This is a genomic window from Paenibacillus sp. MMO-177, assembly GCF_037147795.1.
Classification (GTDB): domain Bacteria; phylum Bacillota; class Bacilli; order Paenibacillales; family Paenibacillaceae; genus Pristimantibacillus.
The window spans coordinates 89,847-102,854 of record NZ_JBBCUR010000003.1 but is presented as its reverse complement, the minus strand read 5'-3'; the positions used below and the strand labels follow the sequence as shown (position 1 = coordinate 102,854).

Below are 13,008 nucleotides of genomic sequence, written 5' to 3'. Positions count from 1 at the left end.
CACCTAAAGCCCGAAGCTATTATTAAGCTGGCCGGGTTACAGCCATGATAGACGGTAGTAACGCGTATAAGCTAATCGAATACGATTACCTGGCCGACGTAGACCCGGTAAGCGGTGCGCCCACAGTCGTAAGCGTCCCGAAGACCGTAAGCGAAGCGCGGGACGCGTTACCGTACAATACAATAGCCAGCCTGGACGAACTCTTTTTACGGGAAAACCTACGAACGGCCTGGCGGCTGCTTCGCAGAAATGACCCGTACGACTACCAGCTGGAAGTCGCAGACGCGATTATCTATAGCGCTTTGCAAGGGCTGGGCTGGTTTATCGTCGTCATGATTAGCCGCCAGGCGGGAAAGAACGAAATTAGCGCTTTTGTGCAGCATTATCTGCTATTGTACGGCTGGTATCATGGTGAACGGATAAGCGGCGTTAAATTCGCCCCCGTTCATAAGCCACAGGTACAGGCTTCAATGGACAGGCTAGAAGGGGCCGATGCCCAGGACGCGGGCGGCCTGGCGGGCAGTATCCTTACCCGGCGCACGTTCACGAAAAGCGACGGCTATAAGTTTCACATTGGAAAGCCCCGCGATTCGAATAAATGGGCTTTTCTTTCGATTAACCCGACGGCGAACGTCGCTTCGCAGACAGCCTTTACGCTGCTGGAAGGAGACGAAGCCCAGGACATAGACGAAGCCAAGTGGAACCGGGACGCGCAGCCTATGGGCAGCTTCAATAATGCGACGACCGTACTTTATGGCGTCGCCTGGACGAAAGGCAGCTTTATATACCAGGGATTGCAGCAGGCTTACGATATGGAAGCCCGCCTGGAAAAGAAGCTAGGCTACAGGCCGAAGCTGGTATTTAAGATTGACGCCGACCGGGTAATAGCAGCGGGGAACGCGAACTACAAGGAATTCTATACGAACCTGGTAGAACGCCTGGGCGAAAATCATATCGCTGTGCAGACACAGTACCGCCTTAACTTCGTAGATACAATCGGCAAATACTTTAGCGACGAAGAAATAGCCCGGATATTCGCCAGCTTGCACGAAACCAGGCAAGGGCCGAAGCCCGGCAGCAGCTATATCTTTTCGATAGACGTAGCAGGGCAGGAAGAACAGCCTACTGAACTGGCCGACGAAGTAGAAGCTGGGAATCATAAGCGCGACGCTACAATACTTACCATTGGCGAACTATTCCCGGACGGTGTTATAGTGCCGGTTGCCTGGTATCAATGGGTAGGGGCAGGGCATTCGCAGCAGCGGACCCAAATAAAGACGATTCTTAAACATTGGGGCGTTGAGGGGGGCAGCTGCGACGCTACCGGGCTGGGCGAACCGTTGGCTTATTGGCTAATCGAACAGCTGCCCGAAATGGAAATCGAAGCGTACAAATTCAAGGCCGCAGGCGACGAAAATAAAAGTAAGCTGGGATACCTGGCCTATTCTTACGTCAAAGGCGGTCTTTTCCGTATGCCGCGACGCCCGGCGAACAATCCGCAGCAAGCAGACCTTTACGACGAAGCCCGCTGGCAGCTTGAAAACCTGGTGCGGGTAGCAAAGAAAGAGCAAAAGATAAATTTCCACGTACCGCATACAGCAAAGCCCCGGCGCGAAGGGCATGTACCCCATGACGACATAGCGATAGGGCTTTTTCTGCTGATAAGGGCCGCGTACATGATGAAAGACCCGCAAGGCCGCAAAGCGTCGGCCTACAATCGGGACGATATAGGCGGGTAATTTAAAGGAAAGGGGGGCCATGAATGGCGGTAGTAGGGAACATTCCGCAGCTGTTGACGAAATACGATAGCCTGGACGCGGCCCGCGCAGCTGCGCAGCAATGGGTAACGAACAACGCGGCCTGGTTAAAGGGCGTCATTGACGGCCATAAGCAGCAGCTGGTAGAAGACAAGGTAGAAAAGTACCAGCAGGCGTACGACGGATACCTGGAAAGCGTCGATACGCGGGAGAAAGCGCGCGGCGACGACGTAAACCATAAAATACAGGCTACGCTGGCCGGGCTGGTTATCGACTTCGTAGTAGACTACATGCTGGGTAAGCCTATCGTATGGGCCTTCGAAGATAAGGCCGACGGCGGCAAGCCGAACGAACAGAAAAAGGCACTGCTGGAAGCGTACCGTAAAGACTTGCTGGAATTGCTGGCGAAGGAAGAAGGCCAGCGCGTTCTGCGCGAAATGCTGACACAGGGCAGCGTAGGCGGCCAGTCGTCCAGCCTGGGCTGGGTAGACGAAAGCGGAAATATCGACTTCGAAGAATTCGCTATACAGGAAATCATTCCCGTATACGACCCGCGCGGTAGGCTGCGCCTGGTAATCCGGGCGTACGAAGTCCCGGTTTACGAGAATGGAGAAAGCAACCCGAAAACCGTTACAAAAGTCGAAGTATACGACGAACGGTACGTAACTTGGGTGAAAAGCGCCGACGGCGAAGACTACAGCCTGGACGAGACGGAAGCGCCAGCTGCGAATGTAGCGCCAGTTTTCGAACACCTGGCCGCACGTATCCCGGTAGCCGTATTTATGAATGGAACCCCGGCGACCTACAAGGAACGGAAGAAAAAGGCGGGCGTATCCGACCTGGCCGGGGGAATTCTTGACCTGGTAGATGAATACGCGAACGCAATAAGCGATAAGGCGAACCTGGTAGACCGCCTGCAAGACGCCTTCCTGGTATTTATAGGGGCGACCCTGGGAAATACGAAGACGGCAGCCGAAGGCGAAGTAATGGCAATGCGAAAAGCGCGCGCTATCGCCCTAAAAAACGGCCAAAGCGACGCGAAATTCATAGCGCCACCCCAGGACGACCAGGCCGTAGAAAATTACCTGGATAGGCTGCGCGATACGCTGCACGAAAAGGGCTTTATTCCGAAGCTATCCGACCTATCGGGGGCTACGGCGACCGAAATTAAGGTAAAGTACGCGGGCGTCGATATTAAGGCCGGGAAGAAGGAAGTTTACTTTACCGGGGCCGTAAAACGCCTGGTAGCCATTCTTACCGACTTCCTTAATGCGCGCCGCCTGGTGAATGACGGCAATATAGACCAGGAAAACGTCTACGATATACTTACCGGGAAGCAGAACTCCCCAGCCAGCGTACAGCTGTACGAAGCTGACTGGGTAGACTTCACGCTGAACCGAAATATGCCGCAGAATTACCTGGAAATCGCGCAAATTGTCGCGCAGCTGGCCGGGATTGTACCAGATTCTTATTTATACGAATTGCTATGGTTTATTCCCGACCCGAAGGCAGCGCTGGACGAAATGAAGCAGCAAAAAACGGAAGCCGCAGCCGCTGCTATGACCGCTATCGGATTCGGGGGCAGCTTCGCGGATACCAGTAACCAGGACGGTGGGACTGGCGGGGCAGCAGCAGGCGAATAATGAAAGGGGTGTAAGCTATGGCAGCGAATCCAAAGCCGCCGAAAAATGACGAACTGGATAAGCACATAGCTGAACGCGAAGCCCGCCTGGAAGCCTACGTAAACCAGTATAACGACATACTGGACAAACGGGCCGCACTGTACGCCGCTGAAATCGCGCCCTTTTGGCAGCGGGCCGGGAAGGTTATAGGCGAAGAAATGGCGAAAATAGCTGGGGAACTCGTAGACGCTAACGGCGTACCGATTCGCAGGCAGCCGATACAGGACGCCAAATACCGAAACATGCAGCGGGCGCTGGAACACTTAAGCCAGCTGCTGCGGTATGTACGTGAAGCCGAACAGCCTGGTAAAATGACGAATTACCTAGCCTTTACGTATACCGACAGCTATTACTTTAATGCCTTCGGTTTACAGCAGGCGGCCCAGCTAGCTATTTTGACCCCGGTAGTAACCAGCGCCCAGGTAATGGGCGTACTGGCGAATCCCTGGCTGTCCGATGGCAAGACCTACGGCGACCGGCTACGCGCAAATACGGCCTTTTTAGGTTTGAAGATGCGTGAAGCCGTCGAAGAAGCCGTACAAAAAGGCTGGGATACCCAGCGGATAGCCCGACGCATTACGGAAATTGCCGGGGAAGGCCACCACAACGCCGTAAGGCTGGCCCGTACCGAAATGAACCGGGCAGCCGGTCAAGGGGCAAGCCATTTATTCATGCAAAATGCCGACCTATTAGACGGCAAGCGTTGGAATGCAACCCTGGACAGCAAAACGGCCCCGAAGGACGCGGCAAACGACCGAAAAATATACGACCTGGCCTACGATACCCCGGAAATGCCGGGCCGCCCTGGCGAACGTATCCCAAATCATCCTAATTGCCGCTGCAAGTGGACGCCTGTACTGGCTTCCCTGGGCGTAAGGGAAGGGGAACGAATTGCCAGGGGCGAAGGCGATACCCAGGACGCTTTCGGCGAACGAATTTACACAAAGGCGAAGGATTACCGGGAATATGCGAAGGAACGCGGTATAGACTTAGATGAACGGCTACGGAACGACGACGCCAGGCGGTACTTACGCCGGGACGAACGCGGGACAAGCCCGACCCCTGGCCCGAATCCGGGTAAGGGCGCAGCTTCCAAATCTGCCACGACGGCAGCCACAGCGGCAGCCGCTTGGGCCGACCCGGTTAAGAATCTTATAGCTGAGGGCGTAAACACGGAAGAACAGGCCCGCCAGGTAGGCGACCTGGTACGCCAGGAAGTCGAAAGGCGGGTTAAAGAGTCTGCGCCGATCTTACAGCAGAGCATAGATGACATGACGGCAGAAGTGGACGCGTTGTATAATGCAGCTAATGCCCTTGTTCAACGGCTTAACTCTATGGACACCAGCGACCCCGAATACCTGCGCCTGTACAATGAATTCCAGTCAAAGTACGGGAACGTGAACCAGGTTCTGCGGGACAAACGTAAGATAATCGCCCAGGCGAAAAAGCAGCTGGACAGTATACGGGCCAACGCTGCGGTAAACACGCTGGCAGACATTAGGCCAATGGGCAGCACGAAGGCACATACCTGGGAGCCTGGCAGCCATACAAAGGCGAAGGAAGCCCTAGGGCGGGCGCAGAAGTTTTACCCGACCGAATGGCTGGAAGATTCGCACGGTTTTAACAGCTTGGACGCGAAAGTAATAAGCAGGGGCTACTATTCGGGTGGGCCGAAGGGCTACCATTCCGAATTTAAGATTAGCGGATCTTCTGACGACGATTTAACCCGCGTCGCCATTCACGAATTCGGCCACAGATTCGAGCATATTCGGCCCGAAATTCGGAAGCTAGAAAAACAATTTTACGACCGGCGAACGGCTGGCGAATCCCTGGAATGGATAGGGAAAGGCGACCCGAATTCACCGTACGATAAATCAGAAGTCGCGCGTTTCGATAAGTTCCTTTCGCGCTATATGGGCAAGGACTACGGGAATAAGGAAACGTCGTATTTCGAAATATTTACTATGGGGGCCGAAAGCGTCTTTTCTGGCAGTTACAGGATAGACACCGACCCCGATTACTATAACTTTGTAATGGGGGTACTGGCCGCAAAATGAAATTTAGTGCAACGGGCAAGCTAGGAAGCCAAGAAGTAAAGATAACATGGCAAGACGGCAGCCTTACCGGGAACGGTACAGCTATTCGCATGGCGCTAATGGAAGAAGCGAACCTGGAAGGCCAGCTGGTAGGCCCGGTAGGGCAGCAGACAACAACGCAGCACCTACGCAGCGCCTTATCGGCACGTATCATAATTGGTAGGGTACTAACCGCAGCGGTATTTACCGGGGAAGTACCCGAAGCTGGTAGCGCGCCCCCTGGGGCTGTTATCTAAGTAGGTGAAAAGCATGGGAATATTTGAAAATGAATGGTTTGAGAAAGTACAGAGATTTATTCGTGAAACAGAAGGCCGGGAATTATCGTTCGACGACTTTCTGAAATACCCAAGATGGCAGCGGGTATGGTGGCTATGGCAATACAAAGAGAAGTACGAAGGTAAACCAATGCCTAAAGACATGCCGCTGGATACTGTTAAGAAAATTTACGGCGCGGATTAATTAACTAAGCATAGACAGGCCCCAGGCTTTCACAGCTGTGGGCCTTTTCTATATACCCGGAAACGGGGCCACAAATAGCCGTTTACCCGTATCGCATAGACAAACGGGGCGCATATAGGGGAAGCCCTTCATACTGCGCAAGAAAGGAACAGTCATGGACTGGCTGAAACGATTACAGGAAAAGTACAAGGCGGGCAAGCTGACGAAGGAACAGTACGACACGAAGGTAGCCGAACTGCTGGCTGACGGCGACGTAACCCAGGAAGAACACGACAAAGCCCTGGAATACAACCCGAAATCCCCGGACGGCGGCGAACTTATCTACAGCCAGGAAGACGTAGACCGCATGGCGGTAAACGTCGCGCGCCGAATCATTCGTAAGGAATTCAAGGCGGCGGGTATTGACCTGGACGTAGATAATAAGGGCCTGCTGGCGCATATCGTCAACCTGGCGAAAGGCGACGGGAAGGAAGGCGCGAAAGGCGTAACCGAAGCTGAACTGGCGCAGCTGCGCAAAGACGCGGGGAAGGCGAAGGAATTAGGCGGCAAGCTGAAAGACCTTTCGCTGGAAAACGCTGTACTGCGAAGCGCTGGCGGCCAGTATACCCCGGTTAATCCGAACCAGGTAGTACGCGCCCTTCGTGACTACGCCGACGAAATCGAGTACGACGAAAACGATGTACCCGATAAGCGTAGCGTAGACCTTGTACTGCGGAAGCTGGCGAAAGACGAACCGAACCTATTCAAGAAACCCGAAAGTGGCGCAGGCGACGAAGATAACGACGGCGAAGGCGCAGGCGATAAGGGCGGTAATGGTGGCGGTAACTTTTCCGGGAAACCGCCTGGCGGCGGCGGTAATGACGGCAATAAGGGCGGCGCTGCAAAATCGAAAGAAGACGCGGCGGTAGCCGAAATGCTGGACCTTATCGGCCACAAACAGGACGGCAAGTAAGAAAGAAGTAAAGAAGTAAAGAAGTAAAGACAACTTACCTTATATGGGAGGAATCACACAATGCCAGGAACTTACGACGGCCAAATTCGCAAATCTAGCGTATTGGGCAGCAAAGAAATTAAGGCTAGCGCCGACTATCAGGTAATGCCTATCGGGGGTACGATTGACGGCAGCAAATTCGCTGCCGGTTCGCTTATCCTTGAAGGGCAATGTCTGGTAAGAGAGAAGGCAACGAAAAAATACGTGCCGTACAACGCGGGCGGCGTCGTAGATGCTACGGGAAATATCCCGGCGACGCACGATAACCCGGTCATCCTTGACCAGTCTATCAAGCTGGAAGTAAAGGACGACGGTACAAACCCGGACGTCATTTTCGGCCAGGCGCTGATTCGCGGCGCTGTATGGGAAGGCCAATTAATCGGCTGCACAGCAGGCTTTAAGGCTGCTACACCGCAAATCAAGTACGTAACTGTATAAGAATCGCCCCAGGCTGCCGCATAGGCGGCCTTTTTCATGCCCAAAAACAAAAATACACCCACAGGGGGAATTACGAACATGGCAGGATTAGCACAGTACAGCGAAAAATTCGCAAACCCGCTTTTCACGCGGTTTATTCAGGAAATCCCTATCAAGAAGAAGCCCTACGTAATGGGCCGCTTCTTGCCGCGCCAGGATACCTTCGATACGAAATTCTACGACAGCTACGTAACGCGCCAGGCTGATATGGCGAACCTGGTTAGCGGGCTGGCCGAAGTACCGTTAACCGACCGCGACCCTATGCGCAAAGTATCGGGCGAAATCGCCGATATTGCGCAGGGCTACCTGGTGACAAAAGAAGAACTGGCCGCGCTTATGGATAAGGGCAGCGACCCTACGAAGCGTCTGCTGGCTGAAAAGCAGCTACTGGGTAAGGCCGCGCAAATCCGCGATAATATCGATGCTCGTATCGAATGGATGGGCTGGCAGGCCGCAGGCGAAGGCGTCCTGACGTATAACAAAGACGGTATTCTGCTTACGACTGACTTCGGTGTACCAGCTGCGAACAAAAAAGTAGCTGCTGTTAAGTGGGACGACGTAAGTCCGACTATTGTCGCCGATTACGAAAGCTGGGTGCAGTTGTATATCGATACGAACGGTGTAGCGCCTGACGTTTATATGACGTCTACGCAAGTCGTGAACAAAATCCTTAACGACCTGGGAACGCGCAAAGCCATTACCGGCTACAGCGACAAGCTGCTGACCTTGGACGAAGTGAACACGTTCCTTCGCGGGCGCAACATGCCGCCTATTGAAGCGTTCGACGGCAGCGTAACATACCGCGACCCGAATACGGGCAACCGCACAACGGCGCGCCTGCTGAACCAAAAGAAAGGTGTATTCTTGCGTGAAGGCGGCGAAATCGGCCAGCAGCTTATGGGGCCGACAATTGAAAACCAAATGCGCCCAGGCATTTTCGCGGAAACAATCGACCTTAAAATGCCGACTCGTTCGGTTATCAACGTTGTCGCTTCCAGCTTCCCGAAAATCTCTAACCCTGACCTTATTTTCCAAACTACGGTACTGGCATAATAGCCGGGCCATAACAGCAGTACCGGGCAGCTTAACGGCTGCCCCTTTTGCATTGTAAATAAAAAATCGAAGGGCGGTAAACACAATGCCGAAAATTAAAATTATCGCAGCAGGCGTAACCCTGGGCGGTCAAGACATCGCAGTGGGCGACGAAATCGAAGTAAGCGAACGCAGCGCGGCTTCCCTTATCGAATCGGGACACGCGGAAGGCGGCGCAGTTGCTGACGCAAACCCGGACGCCGGGGGCCAGGGCGGCGGCAATGAACCGACCGAAGCCGAACTGCAAGCGAAGGCGCTGGATTCGCAGTACAAGCGCGACGAACTCTACGAAGCAGCGAAAGAAGCTGGTGTAGATATTTCGTTCGACGCGAAGAAGGGCGAAATTATTGCCGCAGTAATCGCCCAGGGCTTCGCGGCTGCGCTTATTAAGTAAGGGGCAGCCCTATGTTCCTTACAGCTGTGGAACTGCCAACCTATTACCCGAATAACATGAGCGCCGAAGACGTCACGAAGTACCTAGGACGCGCGAATGCTTATTGCTACGGTGTAATCGGCGGTGAACCCCCGACCATAGACGACAATCTAAAGATTATCGTTTCTACAGCCTTCGAAATCCTTGCGGAAGGCGAAACGTCGCAGACCGATGCAACAACGGGCATTATTACCGAAGGCGGCCCGGCTTCTTCCTATAGCCGGGAAAAAGGTAGTAACCCGTTGCTGGGCGTTGATAAAATGCTGCTGCCGTATAAAAAGGCCTTCGAAGCCGCCAATACGCAGCAAGCCGATAACGGCTTAACATGGCTAGGCGGGTAATCGAAGAAAGCGGCCTAAAGGATTGGCAGCGTTGGCTGGTAAGCCTACAGAACAGCGAAGTAGCCAATACCCAAAGCCGTATACTTCGTTCAGCGGGCCTGCGGGCGCTGGAACACCTAGACGATCTGACACCGGTACGAACGGGCCGCCTTAAAGGCAGTATGTCTATGGGCGACCAGGATAACGTATTTAAACTGCAAGCAGGCAGCCGGGCTTACGTATTCGTCGGTACGGCTGTTCAATATGCGCCGCACGTTAACGACGGCTTTACACAGTTGGCCGGGCAATTCGTACCGGGATACTGGCGCGGACATACCTTCCACTACGACCCGAATCATAGCGGCGGCATGGTATTAACCGGGAAGGTGATACCTGGCGCGCACATGTTCGAAAAGGCTATGGGTGAACTGGAAAGCGACTTGCCGCAAATCCTGGAATACGAATTCCGTCGGCTGTATCAAAAATTATTCAGTTAAGGGGAGGGGCCGACATTAGCGATTATTTTAAGTACGAACTGGAAGCCATTACCCGCTGGGTAAAGGCGACGGCGGGGCTTAATAGTCTGCTGCTATCGGCGGCCCCGCCTAAAGTAGCGCGCCCGGTAATCTTATGGGAAGCCCCGCAACGAAGCCGGGACAGGAATATAAGCCGCTACGTCTTCGTTAACCGGGTACGGCAATACGGCAGGCTATTTGCTGCCGACCTTCCGCAGCTATTGCAATACCAGGAACGGCTACAGCTTGACCTGGAAGACCGGGACGGCCTGCTGGACGTGTACGGTGAAGGCGGCGCGATTATCGGTAGGCTGAAAGAAGTTACGCTGCGCTTCGAAACAAACGAAGCCCTGGACGTACCGCTTTCGGTTGAATACGAAGTGACATACAGCCGCAGCAAGCCGTCAGTAGCGCCGCCTGCTACCAAAGTCGTTACCGCAGTGCATTACAAACTATCCGAATAGAAAGGGGCCGCCGACATGGCGAAGAAGGAAGAAACGAAGCAGGCCGAAACGCCTGCTATTTTTATGCCCAGCGACCTTATCGCCGCTGCTGCGCACTTCAATACGTCGCCCGAAGTTATGGCCGGTGCACTTTACGGCGTAACTGATGGCCTGACGCTGGAAGACGCAGCCGAACGCTTAAAAAAATTCATAACGAAGCCCGTAACGGACGCCGCAGCTGCGGCAGCCGACGGCGAACAGAAAGGGGAATAACCAACAATGGCAGGACTTTACATTGAAGGCCAAAGCCAGGAACTTAGCGGGGTATACTCGCTAGTTCAGGCGGCTTCCAGCCAGGGGCCAAGCGCCGCAATTGGCGTAGCGGCCTTCCCATTTACGGCGAACTGGGGACCAATTAACCAGCTGCTGCCTTACGCTTCTGCGAAGGACTTCAACGACGCGTATAATGCAGGCGTCACTGGCTTTACTGCAAAGAAGGTTAACGACCTGGCTTACGCAGACGCAACGTACAAGCCGAATTCCTTGCTGGGCTACCGCCTAGCCGTTGCAGCTGCGGCGAAAGGCACAGCAATCCTTCCAGTAGCCAGCGGTACGACTTGGACGCTAGAAACCCTGTACCACTCCGACCGCGCATTCTCTGTTGCGGTTAAGCCTGGCTTAGCGAGCGGCACTACACGCCTGGAACTTACGGAAGGCGGCGTACTTTTGTGGGCCGACGAATCCGACACTATTGCAGGCCTGGCGGCAAAGATTACAGCCAGCCCATATATCCGCGTTAAAGTCCAGGGAACGAATCTGCCTTCGAACAGTGCAGGCGTCGCCTTTACGGGCGGTAATAACGGCGCAGTACCAACCGTTACCGAATATTCGACCTTCCTTACGGAAGTCGAAGTAGACGCCAGCGCGAACGCTGTCGCGCTTGATGGCGTTACAGACGAAGCCGTATTAACGGTATTCGAAACCTGGGTAAAACGGGTACGCGATGAAGGACTTTACCTGGAAGGCTTTCGCGGCGGCCTAGCGACCTGGGACAGCGACCTCACGCTGCCGAATGCGAAAAGCGTAGCCATTAACTACCGGGGCATGATTAACGTCGGCAACGGCTGCGACGGCTATACTTCCGCAGATATGGCTATCTACCTGGCGGCTTACGCATGCAGCCGACCGCTGAATACCAGCGTAACCGACCAGGTAACGCCGTTCGTTAAAGTCAATTCGAAGGCCCCGCTTACGAAGGCGAACCGTATCCTGGCGAAGCAAAAAGGTACGTTACTGTTTGTCATGAAAGGCGGTAAAGTCGTTATCGACGAAGGCGTTAACACGCTATCCGCACCGACTGGCGACGAAAAAGCCGAAATGAAAAAGATGCGCGTATCCCGGATAATCGACTACGTTAATCGGGCTACGGAGACGTTCGGCGACGAATACAAGAAAACGAAGTCGAATACGCAGGCTGCGCGCCAGGCGTTCGCTGCTGTAGTGGAAGATGCCTTCTTTAGAGGGTTGGCCCAAGATGAAATTATCCAGCCGACATACAGCTACCGGGAAGACAGCGACTACCACGGCGACAAAGCCAGCCATACGGCACGTATTGACGAAGCATTTTTCTATTGCGAATACTGGCCGACTGATAGCATGGAAAAAATCTATCAGAAATTTGGCGTACGTTTCTAAGAGAGGGGGCGCAGATAAATGCCTAACATTGACGGTAACGAAATCATTAACGGCAAGTACGGCCACCTATACGACGAAAACGGCCAGGAATTTCAAACTTGCCAGGAATTCGAAGCTAACGTCGAACTGAACAAGGAAGAAATTAACCTGCCAGGGCAATTCCTTGCCACCCATAAGGTAATGGGCGGTACGGGTAGCGGCAGCCTAACGCTGCTGAAAATCGACAGCCGTTTGCAGAAGAAAATCGCCGACAATCCTACAGCGAAATTCGTATTACGGGGCGTTCTTGCTGACCCTACCAGCCGGGGGCAAGAGGCGGTTATGCTGCGGGGCGTAAGTTTCGACAGTATCCCGCTTATGCACTTCGCGGTAGACAGTAACGTAGAAGTCGAACTGGACTTCACTTTCGACGCTTTCGAATACATGCAGACGATTTAAGAAGTAAAGAAATAAAGAAGTAAAGACTACAGAAAAGGGGCGGCCAATGGCTAGCCCCTTATTTAATCCAAAATCGAAGGGACGTTATACAAATGGATAAAAAATTTATTTCTCTGGAAGACGTATTAGGCCGCGATGCAGCAGAACTTACCGCTGTAAAGCAGGGTGAATATGAAACTGACAAGCTGGGCGCAGTACCGTATACCGCGCTAGACCATGCGGAATACAAGCAGATTAAACGTGATTGCGTGAAAATGACGCCGAACGGTACGGGCGGTATGGAACCTGACGTAGACGACGATAAAATGATGGCGCGCGTAGTTATCGCAGCCGTTAACAAAGACCAGCGTAGTACATTTACCTTTGCAAATAAGGAACTGCTGGCGAAGCTGGGCGTTACAACCGCCGACGAAGCGCTGGCAAAGCTGCTTTCGCCGGGCGAAATTATTAACTTCGCCGTAGCCGTACAGAACGATAGCGGCTTCGGACAAAAGGCAGCGAAAGCGACGCAGGAAGCCGTAAAAAACTCCTAAAGTCGAACGGGGAAGCGAAACTGTTGGGCTACATATGGAACGACAAAGGGAAATTCCCTTCGGAAATACTAGCCCTG

At 53.6% G+C, this 13,008-nt stretch carries 16 protein-coding genes; all 16 read left to right on the top strand.

The genetic code is table 11. The features are described 5' to 3' along the window. Positions 1–44: 44 nt before the first annotated feature. The 16 genes from WFK81_RS11545 (at position 45) to WFK81_RS11470 (ending at position 12,931) form a co-directional block, all read left to right on the top strand. Entirely contained in the window at positions 45–1,739 is a 1,695-nt protein-coding gene (locus tag WFK81_RS11545; protein ID WP_336786574.1) for a terminase, read from the top strand. 23 nt (positions 1,740–1,762) lie between these two features. Continuing rightward, positions 1,763–3,400 carry a phage portal protein gene (locus tag WFK81_RS11540; protein WP_336786573.1) on the top strand — a complete coding sequence of 546 codons (1,638 nt, stop codon included), beginning with the start codon at positions 1,763–1,765 and terminating at the stop codon, positions 3,398–3,400. Between the two features lie 17 nt (positions 3,401–3,417). Next, positions 3,418–5,496 (top strand): phage minor head protein, encoded by a 2,079-nt coding sequence (locus WFK81_RS11535; RefSeq protein ID WP_336786572.1) that lies wholly within the window; start codon positions 3,418–3,420, stop codon positions 5,494–5,496. Further along, complete coding sequence (locus WFK81_RS11530) at positions 5,493–5,771, top strand: hypothetical protein (protein WP_336786571.1); 279 nt, start codon at positions 5,493–5,495, stop codon at positions 5,769–5,771. The genes WFK81_RS11535 and WFK81_RS11530 overlap by 4 nt, the downstream gene beginning before the upstream one ends. A gap of 4 nt (positions 5,772–5,775) precedes the next feature. Further along, positions 5,776–5,994 carry a hypothetical protein gene (locus tag WFK81_RS11525; RefSeq protein ID WP_336786570.1) on the top strand — a complete coding sequence of 73 codons (219 nt, stop codon included), beginning with the start codon at positions 5,776–5,778 and terminating at the stop codon, positions 5,992–5,994. Between the two features lie 154 nt (positions 5,995–6,148). Then, a complete protein-coding gene (locus tag WFK81_RS11520) occupies positions 6,149–6,946 on the top strand; it encodes a hypothetical protein (protein ID WP_336786569.1) in 798 nt (265 codons plus the stop codon). 60 nt (positions 6,947–7,006) lie between these two features. Continuing rightward, positions 7,007–7,423: a hypothetical protein gene (locus WFK81_RS11515; protein ID WP_336786568.1), complete on the top strand. Its 417-nt coding sequence runs from the start codon at positions 7,007–7,009 to the stop codon at positions 7,421–7,423. A gap of 78 nt (positions 7,424–7,501) precedes the next feature. Beyond that, a complete protein-coding gene (locus WFK81_RS11510) occupies positions 7,502–8,515 on the top strand; it encodes a major capsid protein (RefSeq protein WP_336786567.1) in 1,014 nt (337 codons plus the stop codon). Between the two features lie 85 nt (positions 8,516–8,600). Then, positions 8,601–8,948 carry a hypothetical protein gene (locus tag WFK81_RS11505; RefSeq protein WP_336786566.1) on the top strand — a complete coding sequence of 116 codons (348 nt, stop codon included), beginning with the start codon at positions 8,601–8,603 and terminating at the stop codon, positions 8,946–8,948. A gap of 11 nt (positions 8,949–8,959) precedes the next feature. Continuing rightward, positions 8,960–9,328 (top strand): hypothetical protein, encoded by a 369-nt coding sequence (locus WFK81_RS11500; protein WP_336786565.1) that lies wholly within the window; start codon positions 8,960–8,962, stop codon positions 9,326–9,328. Then, positions 9,313–9,804: an HK97 gp10 family phage protein gene (locus tag WFK81_RS11495; RefSeq protein WP_336786564.1), complete on the top strand. Its 492-nt coding sequence runs from the start codon at positions 9,313–9,315 to the stop codon at positions 9,802–9,804. The genes WFK81_RS11500 and WFK81_RS11495 overlap by 16 nt, the downstream gene beginning before the upstream one ends. 239 nt (positions 9,805–10,043) lie before the next feature. Beyond that, positions 10,044–10,286 (top strand): hypothetical protein, encoded by a 243-nt coding sequence (locus WFK81_RS11490; protein ID WP_336786563.1) that lies wholly within the window; start codon positions 10,044–10,046, stop codon positions 10,284–10,286. Between the two features lie 15 nt (positions 10,287–10,301). Beyond that, a complete protein-coding gene (locus WFK81_RS11485; protein ID WP_336786562.1) occupies positions 10,302–10,538 on the top strand; it encodes a hypothetical protein in 237 nt (78 codons plus the stop codon). A gap of 6 nt (positions 10,539–10,544) precedes the next feature. Further along, positions 10,545–11,960, top strand: a complete 1,416-nt coding sequence (locus tag WFK81_RS11480; protein WP_336786561.1) for a phage tail sheath subtilisin-like domain-containing protein — start codon at positions 10,545–10,547, stop codon at positions 11,958–11,960. An 18-nt stretch (positions 11,961–11,978) separates the two neighbouring features. After that, positions 11,979–12,398, top strand: a complete 420-nt coding sequence (locus WFK81_RS11475) for a phage tail tube protein (protein WP_336786560.1) — start codon at positions 11,979–11,981, stop codon at positions 12,396–12,398. A gap of 92 nt (positions 12,399–12,490) precedes the next feature. Beyond that, positions 12,491–12,931, top strand: a complete 441-nt coding sequence (locus WFK81_RS11470) for a phage tail assembly chaperone (protein WP_336786559.1) — start codon at positions 12,491–12,493, stop codon at positions 12,929–12,931. Positions 12,932–13,008 lie beyond the last annotated feature (77 nt).